This window comes from Bradyrhizobium liaoningense (genome assembly GCF_018130955.1).
Taxonomy (GTDB): domain Bacteria; phylum Pseudomonadota; class Alphaproteobacteria; order Rhizobiales; family Xanthobacteraceae; genus Bradyrhizobium; species Bradyrhizobium liaoningense_C.
The window spans coordinates 159,609-177,023 of record NZ_JAFCJM010000007.1 but is presented as its reverse complement, the minus strand read 5'-3'; the positions used below and the strand labels follow the sequence as shown (position 1 = coordinate 177,023).

17 protein-coding genes and 1 pseudogene are annotated in these 17,415 nt (G+C 60.7%); 3 read left to right on the top strand and 15 right to left on the bottom strand.

Annotation, left to right across the window (positions count from 1 at the left end):
• Positions 1–67: 67 nt before the first annotated feature.
• On the bottom strand, positions 68–226 hold the full coding sequence (locus JQ632_RS08505; RefSeq protein ID WP_212401842.1) for a hypothetical protein: 159 nt from the start codon (positions 224–226) through the stop codon (positions 68–70).
• 95 nt (positions 227–321) lie between these two features.
• On the opposite strand from JQ632_RS08505, the gene JQ632_RS08500 reads away from it, so the two are divergent.
• Both JQ632_RS08500 and JQ632_RS08495 read left to right on the top strand, forming a co-directional pair.
• Positions 322–1,752 carry a DUF1254 domain-containing protein gene (locus JQ632_RS08500; RefSeq protein WP_212401841.1) on the top strand — a complete coding sequence of 477 codons (1,431 nt, stop codon included), beginning with the start codon at positions 322–324 and terminating at the stop codon, positions 1,750–1,752.
• A gap of 355 nt (positions 1,753–2,107) precedes the next feature.
• The gene (locus JQ632_RS08495) at positions 2,108–3,355 is read left to right on the top strand and encodes a site-specific integrase (protein ID WP_212401840.1); all 1,248 of its coding nucleotides are present in this window, start codon (positions 2,108–2,110) and stop codon (positions 3,353–3,355) included.
• Positions 3,356–3,422: 67 nt separating this feature from the next.
• On the opposite strand, the pseudogene JQ632_RS39370 reads toward JQ632_RS08495, so the two are convergent.
• From JQ632_RS39370 to JQ632_RS08485, 3 genes and pseudogenes are all read right to left on the bottom strand, one after another.
• Positions 3,423–3,666 (bottom strand): annotated as a pseudogene (locus JQ632_RS39370) (Ku protein); the annotation flags it as partial.
• Positions 3,667–4,234: 568 nt separating this feature from the next.
• Positions 4,235–5,200 (bottom strand): DUF2971 domain-containing protein, encoded by a 966-nt coding sequence (locus tag JQ632_RS08490; protein ID WP_212401839.1) that lies wholly within the window; start codon positions 5,198–5,200, stop codon positions 4,235–4,237.
• 334 nt (positions 5,201–5,534) lie between these two features.
• A complete protein-coding gene (locus JQ632_RS08485) occupies positions 5,535–5,768 on the bottom strand; it encodes a hypothetical protein (RefSeq protein ID WP_212401838.1) in 234 nt (77 codons plus the stop codon).
• A gap of 427 nt (positions 5,769–6,195) precedes the next feature.
• Between JQ632_RS08485 and JQ632_RS08480 the strand changes: the two genes are divergently transcribed.
• Positions 6,196–7,011, top strand: a complete 816-nt coding sequence (locus tag JQ632_RS08480) for a helix-turn-helix domain-containing protein (RefSeq protein ID WP_212401891.1) — start codon at positions 6,196–6,198, stop codon at positions 7,009–7,011.
• 23 nt (positions 7,012–7,034) lie between these two features.
• On the opposite strand, the gene JQ632_RS08475 is transcribed toward JQ632_RS08480, so the two are convergent.
• The 11 genes from JQ632_RS08475 to JQ632_RS08425 form a co-directional block, all read right to left on the bottom strand.
• Positions 7,035–7,754: an ABC transporter ATP-binding protein gene (locus tag JQ632_RS08475; RefSeq protein ID WP_212401837.1), complete on the bottom strand. Its 720-nt coding sequence runs from the start codon at positions 7,752–7,754 to the stop codon at positions 7,035–7,037.
• The gene (locus JQ632_RS08470) at positions 7,747–8,472 is read right to left on the bottom strand and encodes an ABC transporter ATP-binding protein (protein WP_212401836.1); all 726 of its coding nucleotides are present in this window, start codon (positions 8,470–8,472) and stop codon (positions 7,747–7,749) included. Before JQ632_RS08470 ends, JQ632_RS08475 begins: the two co-directional genes overlap by 8 nt.
• Positions 8,469–9,500, bottom strand: coding sequence for a branched-chain amino acid ABC transporter permease (locus JQ632_RS08465; RefSeq protein ID WP_312015583.1), 1,032 nt, complete (start codon positions 9,498–9,500; stop codon positions 8,469–8,471). Before JQ632_RS08465 ends, JQ632_RS08470 begins: the two co-directional genes overlap by 4 nt.
• Positions 9,484–10,353 (bottom strand): branched-chain amino acid ABC transporter permease, encoded by an 870-nt coding sequence (locus JQ632_RS08460; RefSeq protein ID WP_212401835.1) that lies wholly within the window; start codon positions 10,351–10,353, stop codon positions 9,484–9,486. Before JQ632_RS08460 ends, JQ632_RS08465 begins: the two co-directional genes overlap by 17 nt.
• Positions 10,354–11,544, bottom strand: coding sequence for an ABC transporter substrate-binding protein (locus JQ632_RS08455; protein WP_212401889.1), 1,191 nt, complete (start codon positions 11,542–11,544; stop codon positions 10,354–10,356).
• Positions 11,545–11,624: 80 nt separating this feature from the next.
• The gene (locus tag JQ632_RS08450; protein ID WP_212401834.1) at positions 11,625–12,173 is read right to left on the bottom strand and encodes a flavin reductase family protein; all 549 of its coding nucleotides are present in this window, start codon (positions 12,171–12,173) and stop codon (positions 11,625–11,627) included.
• A 56-nt stretch (positions 12,174–12,229) separates the two neighbouring features.
• Positions 12,230–12,580: a VOC family protein gene (locus JQ632_RS08445; RefSeq protein WP_212401833.1), complete on the bottom strand. Its 351-nt coding sequence runs from the start codon at positions 12,578–12,580 to the stop codon at positions 12,230–12,232.
• Entirely contained in the window at positions 12,577–14,475 is a 1,899-nt protein-coding gene (locus JQ632_RS08440) for a long-chain fatty acid--CoA ligase (RefSeq protein WP_212401832.1), read from the bottom strand. The genes JQ632_RS08445 and JQ632_RS08440 overlap by 4 nt, the downstream gene beginning before the upstream one ends.
• A gap of 2 nt (positions 14,476–14,477) precedes the next feature.
• Positions 14,478–15,257 (bottom strand): enoyl-CoA hydratase/isomerase family protein, encoded by a 780-nt coding sequence (locus JQ632_RS08435; protein ID WP_212401831.1) that lies wholly within the window; start codon positions 15,255–15,257, stop codon positions 14,478–14,480.
• Between the two features lie 10 nt (positions 15,258–15,267).
• Entirely contained in the window at positions 15,268–16,422 is a 1,155-nt protein-coding gene (locus JQ632_RS08430; protein ID WP_212401830.1) for an LLM class flavin-dependent oxidoreductase, read from the bottom strand.
• Positions 16,423–16,640: 218 nt separating this feature from the next.
• Positions 16,641–17,414 (bottom strand): creatininase family protein, encoded by a 774-nt coding sequence (locus JQ632_RS08425; RefSeq protein WP_212401829.1) that lies wholly within the window; start codon positions 17,412–17,414, stop codon positions 16,641–16,643.
• Position 17,415 lies beyond the last annotated feature (1 nt).

Below are 17,415 nucleotides of genomic sequence, written 5' to 3'. Positions count from 1 at the left end.
CTTATCGGCTATGGCGAACCGCGCCGTCACGGTTCTCATGATAAAGGCAGAAAGAGCCCCTCTCTACTTAAATCTGTGCAATCTCGCGGGCTTCCGGGGTCCGCTTCCGGAGCTGGAGCAGACTTGAGACGGCGGATTGCTCGATCTCCGGCTTCGCCCCTTCGCGGACGTTCTTGATGTAGATCAACCGGACCACGGCGCTTCGCGTCTTAGCTGGCTCGTCCACTGTCCATTCTCCGCCCTTGAAGGAAAATTGGAAAATCCGCAGCAGCAAAGCAGGATTATTGCTCGCCACTGCAGGGATAGTCAGGAGGAACCATCATGAATAAGCGTCTGTCATCATTAGCAGCGGTCTTGTCGGGTCTGATTCTCATGGTCCCGACATCGGTCCCGAGCGCTGCTCAATCGATTTCTGCGGACGAGGCACAGGCCATCGCCGTGGAGGCATATACTTACTTCTATCCGCTCGTGACGATGGACCTGACGCGCAAGCAACTCATCAATACCGATGCCAAAACCGGTGGAATGGGCGGTCCGCCCAACACATTCGACAATATCCTGGCCTACCCGACCGCGGACATGAGGGCGGTCGTGCGGCCCAATTTCGACACGTTGTATTCGAGCGCCTGGCTGGACCTGACGCAGGAGCCCATGGTCGTTTCGGTTCCTGATACCGGTGGCCGCTTCTATCTTCTACCGATGCTTGACATGTGGTCCGACGTGTTCGCTTCGCCGGGATTGCGCACGACAGGCACCAAGGCAGCCAATTTCCTGGTCGTGCCGCCGGGCTGGAATGGAGACGTGCCGGCAGGCTTCACGCGCATCAATGCGCCGACGCCCCATGTATGGGTCATCGGTCGCACCAAGACCGATGGGCCCGCCGACTATGCCGCAGTTCACGAGGTGCAGAAGGGCTACAAGATCACGCCGCTGTCTGGATGGGGCAAGCCTCCGGTCGCGGTAACGCAAACCATCGATCCCAACGTCGACGTCAAGACGCCGCCGAAGAGACAAGTCGACACGATGGCGGGCGACAAATTCTTCGCCTATGCCGCGGAGTTGCTCAAGGTCAACCCGCCACACATCACCGATGAGCCGATCATCGCCCGCATGAAGCGGATTGGTTTCGAGCAGGGCAAGAGCTTCGACACAGCCAAGGTTGACGCGACAGTGCGGAAGGCCATCGACGACGCGCCGGCGCAGGCGCAAAAGCTGATGGCATGGAAAGTCCCGACATTGGCGCGCGTCGCCAACAACTGGTCCATGAACACGGACACGATGGGCGTTTACGGCACCTATTATTTGAAGCGCGCGATCGTCGCCCAGATCGGACTCGGTGCCAATCTGCCGGAGGACGCGATCTACCCGGGCAGCATTGGCGATGAAAGCGGCAAGCCGCTCGACGGCGCAAACAAATACATCATCCGCTTCACCAAAGACGAGTTGCCGCCGGTCGAGGCATTCTGGTCAATCACGCTATATGACAACGAAGGCTTCCAGGTTGCCAATCCGGTCAATCGCTTTGCGGTGAGCAGCTGGATGCCGTTCAAGCGCGACGCCGACGGCTCGCTGACTATCTATTTCCAGAATGAAAATCCCGGCAGCGATCACGAAGCCAACTGGCTGCCCGCACCCAAAGGTCCGTTCAGCCTCACCATGCGCCTCTATGCGCCGAAGTCGGACGCGCTGACCGGCGTGTGGAATCCCCCGGCCATCAAGCGGATCGATAGCGACACCGTTGGCCGGAAGTGACGATAGATGCCGACGCGGCCAGGTCTAGTTGGCAGACCATGGACGCGCCGGCGTCTTACCGAATGCCGTCACGGATCATGTATCCAATTTCAGCGCTGCGTCTGCTATCACCGAGCATCGTCACCCTTCGCATTCTCTTTTGTTTACAGTATCTTGGGCTTATAAGCTATCGTCTGTCTTCGCCTAAAACCGCCGAACGCCAGCCGGGCCAGGTAAAAAAGTGGTAAGGTGACGCACGGCTCCCTTTGAAAGTATCCGTGACGGTCACACATCCGCACCGGTTCCCGTGGAATTACTGACGGTGGCGGCCAAAGCATCCGTGCCGGTAAGTGGTAAGCGAAAGGGGAACGTTAAAGTGGCGCTCAATTCGAACCAAGTTAAATCCCTGCAAGCTGGCGTTCATGCGGACACCGGGGGTCTCTATCTGGTCGTGCGCGCGAGCGGTGATCGGGTGTGGGCCTTCCGCTTCACGGACCTCGAGGGCAAGCGGGCGCAGATGGAGTTCGCCAAGGCTGGCGACCGCGACAGCGCAGGGGGTGACGTTCTGACCCTAAGCAGCGCGCGCGAGAAGGCCCGCGAATATAAAGTCGCATTGAAGCGCGAGGGTATCGATCCGCGCGTCAAGAAGCGGGCGACCGCTCAAGGCAGCAAAACATTCAAGGAATTTGCGGAGGAGCAGTACCCTGATTGGTGCCGGGGCTTGTCCAAAGAGGAGTTATCCCAATGGCAGCGCTCCATCCGCGACGTGCCGAGCTTGCACGAGAAGAAAGTCCACGAGATTACCACCGAGCACGTGTTGGAGGCACTCAAGCGGACCTGGACCGTCAAGCCTGTCACAGCGTCGCGGACGCGCCAGCGAATTGAGCGGTTGATGGACGCTGCCAAAGCCTTGAAGCTTCGCTCAGGTGAGAATCCGGCCGCATGGCGCGGCAACCTCAAACACCTGCTGCCGTCACCCCGCAAGCTGAATCGCAAAAAGGGACATCGGTCCGCGCCATACACGAAGATGCCGCAAATGATGACAGGGCTGCGCTCTGATCCCGGCAATGCCGCGCGCTGCGCAGAAGTGGGCATCCTCACCGTGTCGCGCAGCCAAGAAATCCGGCTCATGGAATGGACCGAACTCGACTTCGAGGCGAAGACATGGATGGTTCCGGCTGAGAAGATGAAGATAAAGGGGGACTTAGAGCCCAAACCGCATCTCGTTCCGCTGTCGCATCAGGCCATCGAGATCATCCAATCGATGCGGCGCACAGATAAGTATGTATTCCCCTCGGACCACGCTGAGGAACATCAGCCGTTCCGGGCGAACGCCCTTGTTGGAGCTATCGAGCGCACCGCCGTCAAATCTTCCATGCATGGCTGCCGCACGAGCTTCAGAAACTGGGGCGCAGACAACAAAGAGCACAATTTTCGCCGCGAAGTCCTTGAGTTCTGCTTGTCGCATCGAGTCGGCGACGAGGCCGAGCTGTCGTATTGGGACAGCGAGATGATCCAGCGGCGACGCGAGGTGCTCCAGGCGTGGGCTGACTTCATCAAGTCGCGCGAGTCAGGGAAGCAGCAGGCCGAAAGAAAGCGACAGAAGCTCAGACTGGTCGCCTAACGAGGAAGCGACTCGGCCGGGTCCCGGCCGAGTCCGTCGGTGCTGCCGGTGATAAATACGATAGCGCTTAGGCCGACTTTCGCTGCGGCCGCGGCACCGACTTCTTCGCCGCTGCCTCCTTTGGCTTCTTGCCTTCGATTGGCATCAGCATTTCTTCTGTCCGACGGGGGCCTTCTTCGGCTTCTTGGCCGCCTTTGCCGGCGCCGCCTCCTGCCCACGGACCGCCGCAGCGCCTCGATTAAGTCGACGAAGTTGCTCGGTACCGGCTTAGACCTGGGGGTGATCGGCTTTCCGGCTCGCTTTTGGTTGATTCGGCGAGATGCGCCAAGCTGCGCCTTAGCCGGTCTCAACCCTCCTCGCTCGAAAAAGAGCGGCCAGCGCGGAAGCGGCGGCCCAGTCTCACAATCTGCCTGGGCCGCAGGCCCGATCAGGCGTGCGCTAGGGGAGCATCGCCTCAACGGAAAATGGCACCCGGAGAGCGTGAGCATAGAGCGACCCGAAGGGGCACGCGGGTCCGAGTGCAGCGACGAGACCGGTTCAATAGCGGCACCCGGGAACGGGGCAGTGATAGCGATCGCCGCAGGCGAGCCCCTTTTCCGAGTGTCCCCGGCGAGGAGCACCAAAGCTCTAACGCGACGAATCGAAGCAGCAAGGTCGAGACGCAGCGCGGCTCGGTTCACGAGCCCCCCGCCCCCCTTGGGCTTGTATACGCTCGATGATCGCACTCGCCATTGAATTCAGCAGCATGGAGAGCGTGAGAGCCGTAGTCGACAACGCCCTATCCGCAGCTGGGCTTCCGACTGCCACAACCGCCAGACAGGCCAGCTTTCATCAGCAGATACGGGAGTCGTGAGCTTCCTTCCATGCGAGGCAAATCCATCACGACGATTGCCCCTCCGCGTAGGAAGCGGCGGCGGATTGGAATGCTTCGTGGATGTCACGAGATCGCCTCGGAAAAAAGGTCCTCATTTCTCCGTCGTCCAGCGGATATTTCTTCAAATTGAAGGTCCCGTGGAGTTCGCGCATTTCATAGAAACGAACGGGGCGTCGCCTGCCATCCAGCGCCGTGACGATAGCGTACTTCACGGCTTCCTTGCAGCGCATTCCGAAAATCACCTCTTCGAGCTCCAGTAGGGAACGCTGCACCCCGCGCGGTCCAATCAAACGCCATTCCTGCTCGTATCGCCAGCTCGCCGCCTTTCGCAACAGAACGGCCTCGTCGACCTGACGACGAGCGTCCTTGTCGCCGTCGAGCATCGCTAGGACCTTGCTGGCATCGACGAGCCGCGTGCCGCCGTACTTTACCTTATGGAGATCATCGAACGCATCAGACGGCACCGAGTAGCCGATGCAGACACCGTGATGCTGATCGCCATAGTGGCTCCACATCAACGGGCAGGTGGCGCGCTGCCCCATAGACACAATGCCCTTGTCATATTGCAGCAGCAGTTCCTTCTCCAGATAGCTACCAAGCAAAAACTGAAGAGGGTCATCTATTTCATAGCTTGGGTCGGTAGCGTTGTAGCTGATTTCCGAAATGACCCGATCGGCCTGTAGGCGGCTAAGTCGATCGATATGATCCAGGGTTTTCGGACCTTTGTACCTGATTGTCTTAGCCGCGGCTTTCATCTCCGCGCTGACGCGCCGCTCGACGAGTTGGCGTAACGCGCGATCGAGGTCTGTGGCGGGAAGGTCGGTGTTGAGCGACGGCCGCGTATCGAGCGGATCATTGAATGTGCTCGGATCGGCATAAAAGAGATTGTCCGCAATGATCATATCGAGTGTGAGATTATTGAACGCGCGGTACTTGAACAGCCGCCTCGGAACGTTTCGTTTTTCTGCCATGGCTCCTCCTGAGCAGCGATTCGGGTTCGGGGGTTTTGGGTTACGAATGGGGCGGGTGGCAACACGGTGGGTGTTACAGTAGATTTCGACCTAGCGCTGCGCCTAATATGGCCGGATTTGGTTAGCTCGGATCTACGGATTGTGGTTCACACGGGAGAGGTCCATGGTTCGATCCCTTGTGCACCCACCATCCTGCCTCAGGCTTGTAACCCATCTTTACCAGCAATGGTGAGGCGGTGCTTAAGGTGCACCCTAAAGCTCTTCCCAAAGCTTTCTTGAATCTCTGCTGGTCATTCTGGTGTGACAGTAGCGATGCTCACGCCGAGTCTACTTATCACTCGGCAACCACGTCAAAGGCGCGAAGAATTTTCTCGTTGAATATGGCAAGGTTGGAGATGAGCCCCGGAACTTGCTCTAGCGGAATCGCCCGCTGCTCGATTGCCTTGTTAAAAACTCGCAAGAGGCGTGTAAGGCCATAATGCAGAAAGGCTCGCCTGGTTTTCCCAGAATCAGGGACGGCGATGGCATGCCCCTCGATGATAATTTGATTCCCTGCGCGCGGGTCCATTTCGAGAACGAATGTCTTGCACGCGAACGCGAACTCGATTTCCTGAACAGTCAGTATAACGCGCCTCGAGCTTGGCTTCCCCATCGTTTCCCAACACCATGGCACCCCCGCTGCGGAGGTCCGACGGAACGATGAATACCATCACCGCCGCAAGCAGTTCCTGCCGAAATCGGATCACTACTTTCTAGCGCCGCCTTCTCTGCCGCGGATTACGCCAGCCACGGCAGATCATGCTGCGGTTCCATAAAGAGCGGCGATTTGCCATTGGCGAGTCCAAGCAAGATTCGATATGCTCGGTGACAATCTCGCGGCAGCAACGATCGATGCGCCGAGGTTGCTGAGCAGCCGCACTTATTGGAGCAAGGTCGTGTACCGCCCATCTGAAATGCAGGCAAAAGCATCACGGGATGAAGCCGGCTTTCGCATGATGCAACTGCCGGACTTACGAATCAACTACGAGCCGCTCGATCCCGACTTTCTCGATCGTCCGGTTGTCTCCATCGCCATCGAGACACGACAAAATGACGATGAACTTCCGATGCACACGCATCTGAAGGGGCAGCTGGTGGTCGCCTCGCGCGGCTCAGTCATGTGCCGGGCGCCCGACGGGCTGTGGATCGTTCCGCCGCAAGGGGCCGTCTGGATCCCCGGTGGCGTGCAGCACAGCAATTGCGTCTCGTCATTCGGCAAGATCTATTGCGTCTTCATCGATCCCCGAGCGATGAAGCTGCCGTCCGAATGCTGCACATTCACGATCTCACCCCTTGTGCGTGAGCTGATCGACAGGCTTGCCTCTTTCCCCCCACTATATTCCGTAGGCGGGCCGACCAGTCGGCTCGCGCAGGTCCTCCTCGACGAACTGGTGCAGATGGATTCCGAGCAGATGTATCTGCCAATCTCGCGCGACATTCGTCTGCAACAGCTGGCGACCGCTCTACTGCGAGATCCTGGCGACCGCAGCACGCTCGACGAATGGGCGGAGCGCTATGCGATGAGCGAACGGACGCTGGCGCGCCTCATCCAGAAGCAGACGGGTCTGACGTTCGGCCGCTGGCGCCAGCGTCTGCATATCCTGGTTGCGCTCCAGCGGCTGTCGGTGGGAATATCGGTTCAGACGGTGTCGCAGGATCTCGGCTACGAGACGCCGAGCGCCTTCATCACCATGTTCAAGAAGGCGTTGGGCAAGAGTCCCCGCCGATACCTGGCCGATCGAAAGATGAGCGGCACCTCGACCACGCCTTGACGAGCGAGGGCGCAGGTTCGCCGTCAAAGCCCGAGATAGGCGCGCCGGACATCCTGGTTGGTGAGCAGAGCGGCGGCGGTGCCTTCAAGAACAACACTTCCGTTCTCGAGCACATAGCCACGATCTCCAATCGAAAGCGAGTCCGCGACGTTCTGCTCGACCAGCAGGATGGTAGTCTTCTTGGCATGCAGCATCTTTACGATATCGAACATTGCGCTGGTCAGTGCCGGTGAAAGCCCGATCGAGGGTTCATCGAGCATGATGAGCTCGGGTTCGGCCATGATGGCACGGCCGATCGCGAGCATCTGCTGCTCACCGCCGGACAGCGTGCCCGCGGCCTGCAGCCGCCTTTCCAGCAATCGCGGGAAGAGCCCATAGACCTGCTGCATGTTGCCCGACCTGCGAGCCCTAGCGCGCTTGAGCGAGCCCCCAATGAGCAAATTCTCCTCGACCGACAGGTTTCGAAACAGCTCGCGCCCTTCGGGCACTTGCGCGATGCCGAGCTCGCAGATCTCCCACGGTGGAAGGCCCGCAATATTGATGCCGCGCCAACGTATCTCGCCATCCAGGGGCCGGACGACGCCGGCGATCGACCGAATAAGAGATGTCTTGCCGGCACCATTTGCGCCGACGACGCTCAGCAGCTCTTCCGGATAGATGCTGAGCGACACACCATTGAGCGCGATGGATCCGCCATAACCGACCGTCAGAGATTGCACCGTGAGAAGCGGCTCGCTAGGCACGGAACCCCTCCCCGAGATAGCCGGCAATAACCTCCGGATGACTGACGATGTATTGCGGCGTGCCTTCCGCGATCTTCGCGCCATGATGGAGGACGATGACGTGTTCGGCGGCTTCCATCACAATACGCATGACGTGCTCGACGAGCAGGATCGACAAGCCCTTCTCGGCAAGGCGCCTAAGCACCGCGACCACCGCCGCAGCTTCGGGGGGCCGCAACCCTGCCATGACCTCGTCGAGCAGCAGCAGGCGTGGCCGGGTCGACAGAGCCTTGGCAGTTTCGAGCATCTTGCGATCGGGGAGTGTTAGCTTGCTAATGGCGGCGTCGGCCTTCGGACCGAGTCCCACCAAGTCGAGAGCCTCGCGGGCAGCGTCCCTCGCCTCGCTTACTTTTCGTGTCCAGCTGAACGCGCCGACCATGGCATTCTCGATCACTGTCATGTCGCGCATAGGCCGGACCACCTGGAATGTACGGCCAATACCGAGCCGGCAGATGTTCTCGGCCGGAAAGCCGGAGATCAGCTTGCCGCGGAATCTGATCGATCCCTGGGTGGGCGGAAAGGCCCCGGCAATCAGATTGAAGCATGTCGTCTTGCCTGCGCCGTTCGGCCCCACGAGCGCGGTGATCCCTTCGCCCTTGAGCCGAAAGCTGACATTGTCGACTGCGAGCAACCCGCCGAACCGGCGCGAGACACCGTCGAGTTCGAGAAGATCGCTCACTTCTTGACCTGCTCCATCTGGAGGTAACCGAACCAGGAAAATCGGGTGACTGATTTGGCCAGATTGACCATGACCGGTACGATGCCATCCGGCAGCAGCCAGACGGCGGCGATCAAGGCGAAGCCGTAGGCGACATTGTTAAGCCCGGGAATCCCGAACTTGTTGCCGATGGCACTCGCGAGATGATCCAGGGGCAGCGTGATAAGTGTGCCGACCAGCGGCCCGAAGGCCGTTCCTAATCCGCCGACCACCGGGCCGACCAGAATGTCGACCGAGATTCCCATGCCCATGATCGAATCCGGGAATACCGAGCCTTGAACAAGCGCGAGCAATCCTCCGCCAACCGCCGCCCAAGCCCCGGAGAACGAAACGATGACGATCTTATGCAGGAATGTACGTACACCCAGCGCGCGCGAGGCTTCTTCGTCGTCCCGCATTGCGCGCCAAACATAGCCCAGGAAGGATTGGCGAATGAGAGCCGTGACGCTGATGCCGAGAAAGACCGCGGCAAGCGCCACGAAATAATAAAAGCGCGCATCGCCGCGTAACATCCAGAGCGAGTTCGGCCCGGATTGTGCCGGGAAGAAGAGCCCCTGCATGGCGCCGACGAATTCCCAGCCGCTTAAGACGACCCGAGCAAACTCGGCTGCGGCGATCGTCAGTAGCGCGAAATAGATGCCCCGGACCTCGAAACGAAAGCTCAACCAGGCCAGTGCTGCGCCGACCGTGGCTGCCAGCGCCATCCCGACGACCAAACCGAACCAAGGGCTCAGGCCGTAGCGGATGTTGAGAACCGCGACGGAGTAGGCACCGATGCCGACGAACAGCGCGTGACCGATCGAGAGCTGTCCCCCGAGGCCCAGCATGATGCTCCATGACTGCCCGATAAAAGTGAACAGGAAGACGATCGTCAGCAGCGAGATCAGGTAGGGGTTCAGCACGCCGCCAAGTCCGGAAAGGACGCTGAAGGCCGCAAGGCTGGCGAGAACCGCGCCACGGTCCGGCAAGGCGTCACGTTTCTTTTGCACCGAAGAACCCTCTTGGACGCGCGATCAGGACGATCATCAGCAAGCCGTAGGACAGCGCGGACTTCAGGGACGGCGCAAACAGGAGTGCTGCGACCGCTTCCGTGAGCCCGATGGTCAACCCTCCGACGAGGGCGCCCACGAAACTTCCGAGACCGCCGACGATGACCGTGACGAACGCCAGCAGGGTGAAGTCGACGGCGAGGAAAGGTTGGGCATCGAACAACGGCGATATCAGCGCACCGGCGACGCCGGCGCAGGCCGCTCCGATGCCGAACGTGATGGCGTAGATCTTCGGGATCGGCAGCCCGACCATCAGGCCGCCCAGCCGGTTGTCGGCGGCGGCGCGGATGAAGCGACCGAATGTCGAGTATTTGAGGAATCCGGCGAGCGCCAGGATCATCACGGCCGCGACGATGGCCGCCTGCAGCCTGGCAAGGTCAAGCCGGATCGGTCCAAGAGCGATGGTCTCGAAGGACAGATGCGAGATCGAAGGGCGCGGGTCGGGTCCAAACGCGATCAGTTGCGCTCCGCTGAGGACCAGCGAGATGCCAATGAAGAGAATGAACTGGATGTGGTGCGGCCGCGTGACGAACCGCTTTACCACCGACGTCTCCAGCGAGTGGCCGAAAACGAACAGCAGTGCGCCGGCGCTGACGGCCGCAACGATGGTCGGAATGCCCCACCAAGCTCCGGCGAAATAGCCGACATAGAGGCCTAAAACGACCATCGCACCGTGCGCAAAATTGACGATGCGGATAACGCCGAAGATGATCGTCAGCCCCAGCGCAATCATGCCGTAAACGAGACCCATGAGGATCCCGCTTACGAGAACGTTGCCCCATAATATCAGCATCTAGCGCTTCCCGAACGGTGCAAGGGGATATTGCGGCTTGTACTCGGCGATGCCGTCGGGGCCGACGACGTGGGGCTTCGATTCCTTCGCTTGAAGAACCGCCACGGCCGCGCCGGTGTTCTGCCCGGTCGCATCAAATCTGATCGGGCCGCTGTACATGAGGATGGGCTTCAGGTCCGTCGCCTTGAGCGCCGCGTGGATCTCGGACGAGACCGCCGACTTGGCACGCGCGACCGCATCGGCCACGATATGGACCGCCTCGAACGCGCACCCAGAATTCGCGTCCATCCATTCGTTGGGATAGGTAGACTGAAATCTGTCCACGATCGTGCGGGTATCTTCGCCTTTCGGATTGTACCAGAGGTTCGACGACATCGCGCCATCGGCATACTTTCCAAGCGCGTCGTAAAACGCCTTGTCGGGCACGCCGTTGCCATTCGGCGAGAACATCAACTTCGGGTTCCATCCCTGCTTGATGCATTCCCGAACGATCATGATGGCGTCGTTGACGCGCGTAACCGACACCAGGGCATCGGCACCGGATGCCTTCGCCTTCGCCACCTCGACCGAAAGATCGCGCGCCTTCTCGTCGTAGGGGATGTATTCGAGCAGCTTGACCGGCACGTCGAGCTCTTTCCAAGCGGCATCGAGGCTGGTTGCCGTGGACGTTCCCATCGTATTGCTCAGATGCAGCACGACTGCGCCCTTGGGAGGATCCTTCACGCTTGTGACCAGAGCCTTCATTTCGGCAAGCGACTGCCGCACGATCGTGGCTGCGGGCGGATAGAACCGGAACACCTGCGTAAAGCCTTGCGAGGTGACCTGATTAGCGCTCGCGACATGCACTACCATGGGCACCTTTGCCGCTTCGGCGGCCTGAAGCGCCGAGATGGTTGCACCGGAGTCCCACGCCCCGATCAGAACGTTGCAGCCCTGCTGAATCAGAGAGTCGGCCGCAATCCTGCCGTTCTCCGGCTTGCTCTGCGTGTCCGCGTGGACGACGCTCATGTCGACGCCATAACGCTCCCTAGCAAATTTGGCGCCGAGATCAATGCCGCGAACACAGGCCTGACCTGGAAACGCAAGTATGCCGCTACTCGGCATGATCGCACCAACCTTGACAGGCAGTAGCGTTGCGGCGCGAATCCAGGGAACCATCGTCGCAGCTGCGAACCCTGCAGCGCCCTTCATCGCCGTGCGTCGGTTAATCGTTGGTCCCTTCAGGTTGATCATCGAAGTCTCCGTCCATGAAGAATTGATGCGTGCGTAAATCAGGCCGACTTTTCAGGTCCGGCGCGATCGAGGTTTGCAGGTACGGCAAATCGTCCCTGCCCGTAGACGAGGGGCTCGAGGTCCTCGCGATGCATCTCGGCGAGTACCGCACCGACAAACACGGTATGCGTGCCGGTCGGATGTACGCCGATGACCCGACAGTCGAAGCTGCTAAGGGCATCAATCAGAATCGGTGCTCCCGTTCTGAGCGAACGCCACTCCTTCTCAGCGAAACGAACGTCGCCCTTGCTGCCGTCCTGGCCGGAGAACTTCTGAGCCAGCGGCACATGGGATGACGACAACACATTCCAGCCGAACGAACGGGTCTTGACGATCGTGTCGTGCGCACCTGCCGATTTGTTGACGCAGACGAGAACCGTCGACGGCTCGATGCACAGCGAACAGGCGGCGGTGACGGTCAAGCCGTGTCGCGCGGGGTAGGATCCAGACGTCACGATCGACACCGCACCGGTCACACCTCTGAGTGCCCTCTTGAACGAGATGCTGTCGACGAGATCGTTTGGATCGAATTGAGCTTCGGCAGTCATGGCTTCTCTTCCTGCGTTGGCAGATCGTTCTAGGCGAGCAACAAACGGCTCCCTGCTCATGCTTTGGCTCGCTCGAAAACTTGGATCAGGTTGTTCTGGGGATCGCGGATCTGGGCGGTGCGGCCGTGGCTGCCCATGTCGCGGATGCCCGAGATTTTGGTCCCGCCGGCATCGACGGCTTTCGCCAGCGCGGCTTCGAGCCCCTCGACTTCGAGAACCACGACGGCATTCGAAGAGGGCTGCACCGCCGATTCCTCGAGGCCGGCGATGCAGAATGCGGCACCGTCCGTTGCGAATTGGATCCACCGCTCGCCATCCGCAAAGCGAACCGGCATGCCGATCTCGCGATAGAACTGCGCAAGGGCTTCGGGGTCCGACGCCGTCAGGTATGCGTGCTTGATCTTCATGGGCTGACCCCGTGCGATCTCGATGCCGGCGACAATTGCTCCTTGATGAGCTGCTCTTCGGAATCGTCATAGAGCGTGTCGATCAGCGACTTGTAGCGTTCCATCAGCGGCTTGCGTCGCTTCTTGCGCGTCGGCGTCATGACGCCGGTGTCGGGTGAAAGCTCCTCGGGTAGGATGCGGAACGACTTGATCTGCTCCACGCGCGCAAGACGCATGTTGGCCTTCGCTACCTCGCCTTCGATCAGGCGGATCACGATCTCGGACTTGGCGAGATCCTTGTATTCCCTCACCTGGTCGTCACGTGACCTCGCCCAGTCCATGCCGGTGGTAGCGTCGACCTCAATCAACGCCGTTAGGTACTTCCTCCCCTCGCCGATCACGGCGGCTTCGGAGATGTAGGGGCTCTGGCGCAGCTCGTTCTCGATCTGGGTCGGGCTGACCGATTTGCCGCCCGAGGTGTTGATGATCTCCTTCTTGCGATCGACGAGCTTGAACGATCCATCCGGCTGAACCTGGACGACATCGCCGGTATAGAGCCATCCGTCCTTGAGAGCGGACTGCGTCTCGGCAGGCTTGTTCCAATAGCCGGTGAATAGCCCCGGGCCCCGAACGATCATCTCGCCGTCTTCGAGAACCCGGGTTTCCCACGCCGGGTCCTGGACCGGGATGCCGACCGTACCGGCCTTCGACCAATCCGCCATCTGGCCGAGATTGCCGCCGACCATCTCGGTCTGGCCGTAGCACTCCTTGAGGTTTAGTCCCCAGAGCTGCCACAGGGTCATCACCTCCGATGGCATGGGGGCCGAGGCAGTATAGGGATAGGTGAGTTGATCAAAGCCGACTTCGGCAAGAAGGGGACGAAACACCTGCTCGCGGCAGACTTCAAACAAACCATCGAGGAAGGGATTTGCCTCGCGGCCGGCCTGGCGATGCGCCAGCACTGTCTTAGCGATCCGCATCGCGTGCTTGTAGTTCTGGCGGAACCGCGCGGAGCCGGACTGGACCTTGCTCAGGATTAGCGCGGCATTGCGCTGATAGAACCGCGGCGGCGCCATGTAGAAGGTCGGCTTAACTTCGCGGATCGTCGCAGCGAACTCGGCCGTGGTTTCACCGAAATGCGGTACGACCCGCGTGATCAGCGGCTTCGTCGTGGCTTGCGCGCGCGCGACGGTGTGCGACATCGGCAGGTGCACAGCGACGCGCTGCGGCTCCGTGGCGAGCGGCGGGCAGAACGTGATGTTTGTATGGGCCCCGGCAAGCAGCGCCGTGTGGCTGAGAATGGCGCCCTTGGGATAACCCGTCGTTCCCGAAGTATAGCCGATCGTCGCGATGTCGGAGGCTTTCGCAATGACGGCTTCTTCAGCGAGGGCCGCGGCAGCATCGACCGTCATCGCACCGATGAAGTCTACCAACGTCGTGACGTTGCTTGCCGGCAACGCCCCGCTCCAGCCGGGATCCATAATGACGATCTTGTTGAGCGCGCCCGCCCGGCTGCCGGCGAGAAACGCGCGAAGCTGCGGCTCCCCGCCGACGAAGCCGATCCGCGCCCCCGAGTCCCGCAGGTAATAGTCGACCTCCTCGGGCGAGGACGTAAAGTAGATGCCAACCGTCACGGCGCCGGAGCAGATCGTGGCCATGTCCGCCAGCAGCCACTCCTGCGACACGTCGCCCATGATCGCGACCCGATCGCCGCGATTGAGCCCGACAGCCTTCATGGCAGCTGAGATGCGGCAGACCAGCGAGGCGTACTCCTGCCAGGTGGTGCAAAGCCATTGGCCGTTCCGCTTCTGACGGAAGGCGACCTCCCCGGCCCGTTCGACGCTTCTGGCCTGCAGCAGGCTCGGGATTGTCACGTTGGCATATTGGGCGCCGGACGCTGGCGACGGCACGGTCATCGTCATTTCTCCGCGAAGCGCTTGCGCTTTTCGGCAAAGGCCGCGACGGCTTCGCGGCGCTCGGGACTTGCAAAGGTCAGCGTTTCCAGCGCAGTCGACGTATCGAGCAGCAGGTGGGTGTATTCCTTGATGATCTTGTTGACGGAATACTTGGTCCAGACGATCGCGTCGCGCGGGCCACTCGCCAGCATTTCGGCATATTCGATCGCGTGATCGCGGACGTCAGGTCCGGTCACCACTTCATTGATCAGCCCGATCGCAGCGGCCTTCTCTGCGGAGATGAAATCGCCCGTCATCAGATAGTGCTTGGCGCGCGCCGGCCCGATCAGGAGCGGCCACATGACGGCACCGCCGTCACCGGCGACGACGCCGGCCGTCACGTGCGTATCGGCGAATCGGGCGCTGGAATCCGCGAACACGATGTCGCACATCAGGGCGAGCGTCGCGCCGAGACCAACGGCGGCGCCGTTGACCGCGGCAATGATCGGCGCTTCGACCTCGAGAATGTTGCGGATGAGATGACGCCCGCCGCGGGTCGCCGACGGAACCGTGCTCTTGTCGAGCGTCTTCTGGTCGCCGCCCGAGCAGAAGCCCCGGCCGGCGCCGGTCAGAACGATGGCGCGGACGTCTTTGTCGGAATCGAGGTCGATGAAGACGCGCTCTAGCTCGTCGTGCATCTCCCAGTTCACAGCGTTAAGAATCTCGGGGCGGTTCATCGTCACGACGGCGACGCCGCTGGGACGCTTTTCAACCAGCAGATAGGTGTAGCTATGGGGTGTCATGACTCTCTCCTCAGGCCGACTTGGCCGCCGGCGCTTCATTTTGCGGACGCATTGCCCTGATCCTGTCGAGGATCTCGTCGGTCGGGCGAACGACGTTGTTGCGGTCGTTGAAGTGGGGGATGACATAGCGGCCGACCATCTCGATCCCCTCCATGATCTTCTCGTGAGTGACGGAGTCGAGATGCAGCAGCACCTCCTGGATGCCCATCGCCTGGAATTTCTCGATCTGGCGGATGACGGTGTCGGGGCTGCCGCAAACCGTCGTACCTGAGTGATTGAGCAGATAGTCCCAATCGCGGCCTGCACGCTCCATCGCGGGCACGCTCTCGCTCATGTAGGAATAGTCGTCGGCGAGCTTGGCGAGACGCGGATAGGCGTCAGTCGAGATGCGCGCGTAGTGCATCAGCGCTTCGGCGTAGTCCTCCTTGGCGGCCTGATCGGTCTTGCCGATGCCGAAGAACAGCGGCACGCCGACGCGCGGGCGATCGAGAGGACCGGTCTCGTCACGCTTCCACGCCTTGTGATAGGCATCGATCAGCTTCTGCTGATTCTCGAAGCCCTGGTAGATCGTCGCGCTCATGAGAGCGAGGCCTTCGGCACCGGCCCAGGCGTGGCTGCGCTCGCTCGTCGCAGCGATGCCGATGACCGGATAGGGCTTCTGCACCGGCTTCGGCACCAGCATGCGCGGGGGAACCTGGTAGTATTCGCCCTCGAAGGTAAAGATGTCCTCGCGCATCGCCTTACGCAACAGGGCCATGCCTTCTTCCATCTGCGGCAGGGTTTCCTTGGGGTCGACGTTGAAAGCGCGCATGGCGATCGTCGTATTGGCGCGCCCGCAATACATCTCCATGCGCCCGTGGGACAGAATGTCGCTGACGGCGAGCCGTTCGGCGGAACGCAGCGCGTGGTTGATACGCTGGGGCATCAGAGTCACTGCGGTGCGAAGGCGAATCCGCTCGGTGACGGCGGCGAGGTAGCCGAACACGACTTCGGGTGCGGAGCTCGAGATGCCGCCGAGTGCGACATGCTGCTCCGACAGCGCGACGAAGTCGAATCCCATCTTCTCGGCCAGCCTGGCCTCGTCGACAAGTTCGTGCAGTCTGCGAGCATAGCTGTGTCCGACTTGCGTTTCCTGCTCCGACCACAATCCAAACTTGAGTGACATTCAGCGCTCCCTTGGTGTCGCTTTTGATGCAGGGAGAGTGTCACAGCTCGCGCAACATTTTCTCCCGAAGGTGACCCTGCGAGATGCGACCTTCCCTATTTTATGCTGCGCGACAAACGTGCGCTGTCGTATGCGGCTCTCGCAATCCTGGCAAAGAAAAAAGCCCCGCAATGGAAGTTGCGGGGCTGAATCCTTGCCGACGGGAGGACGTCGTCGCGTCAATCGACCGCGCGAAAGAACTTCGTCAGGAGGCCAGCGACGTCATGCAGGCATCGTTCACCGATTGCGACCGTCGAGCCATGCGGATCGCCGACGATACCGTTTTTGGACACGGATACGATGCCGTTCTTCCACATTAGATCCAGTTGATCGGGAGTCAGCGCACCGAGATGGCCGCGCGCGAAGCGATCGACGCGGACGCTCTCCGGCCGAAGCTTGAGCATCAGCGACGTCTCGGCGATATCGGCGTGCCCACCGACATGGTCCGGATCACCGCCTGCCTCCTGCACGCAGTGCTTCCAGCATCCGATCCAGGCCTGGGAGTCCGTATAGGCGGCTATGCGAACCTTGCCGTTCGTTGCCTGCCGCAACCGCGGCAGCATGTCCGCCAAAACCGGAAAATTCCCGATATGGCCGGAGAACAGCAGGATGTGCTTGAAGCCGTGAAGGACGAGGCTTGTGCAATAATCCTGGCACACCGCTTCGAATGTCTCCTTGCGCAACGAGATCGTCCCCGACAGCGCCAGATGATGCGCGGAGCAACCGACCTTGATGGTCGGCGCGATCAGCGTCCTGCCGAGCTCTTGCGCGATCAGCACCGCCAGATGTTCGGCGTGATCGGCATCCATGCACAGCGGCAGATGGGGACCATGCTGCTCGATCGCACCGCAGGGGATGAGCACAGTATCGAAGCCGTCACTCAACGCGTTCGACACGTCTTCGAACGTCATGAGTTCGAGCTTCAAAGCGCCTGTGGGTGTGTTCTTGACCATT

Bases quoted from the DNA above. Each gene is read 5' to 3' on its own strand.
- JQ632_RS08500 (WP_212401841.1), top strand. From the start codon at position 322: ATGAATAAGCGTCTGTCATCATTAGCAGCGGTCTTGTCGGGTCTGATT.
- JQ632_RS08490 (WP_212401839.1), bottom strand. From the start codon at position 5,200: ATGGCAGAAAAACGAAACGTTCCGAGGCGGCTGTTCAAGTACCGCGCG.
- JQ632_RS08485 (WP_212401838.1), bottom strand. From the start codon at position 5,768: ATGGACCCGCGCGCAGGGAATCAAATTATCATCGAGGGGCATGCCATC.
- JQ632_RS08480 (WP_212401891.1), top strand. From the start codon at position 6,196: ATGCAACTGCCGGACTTACGAATCAACTACGAGCCGCTCGATCCCGAC.
- JQ632_RS08460 (WP_212401835.1), bottom strand. From the start codon at position 10,353: ATGCTGATATTATGGGGCAACGTTCTCGTAAGCGGGATCCTCATGGGT.
- JQ632_RS08455 (WP_212401889.1), bottom strand. From the start codon at position 11,544: ATGAAGGGCGCTGCAGGGTTCGCAGCTGCGACGATGGTTCCCTGGATT.
- JQ632_RS08450 (WP_212401834.1), bottom strand. From the start codon at position 12,173: ATGACTGCCGAAGCTCAATTCGATCCAAACGATCTCGTCGACAGCATC.
- JQ632_RS08445 (WP_212401833.1), bottom strand. From the start codon at position 12,580: ATGAAGATCAAGCACGCATACCTGACGGCGTCGGACCCCGAAGCCCTT.
- JQ632_RS08440 (WP_212401832.1), bottom strand. From the start codon at position 14,475: ATGACCGTGCCGTCGCCAGCGTCCGGCGCCCAATATGCCAACGTGACA.
- JQ632_RS08435 (WP_212401831.1), bottom strand. From the start codon at position 15,257: ATGACACCCCATAGCTACACCTATCTGCTGGTTGAAAAGCGTCCCAGC.
- JQ632_RS08430 (WP_212401830.1), bottom strand. From the start codon at position 16,422: ATGTCACTCAAGTTTGGATTGTGGTCGGAGCAGGAAACGCAAGTCGGA.
- JQ632_RS08425 (WP_212401829.1), bottom strand. From the start codon at position 17,414: ATGGTCAAGAACACACCCACAGGCGCTTTGAAGCTCGAACTCATGACG.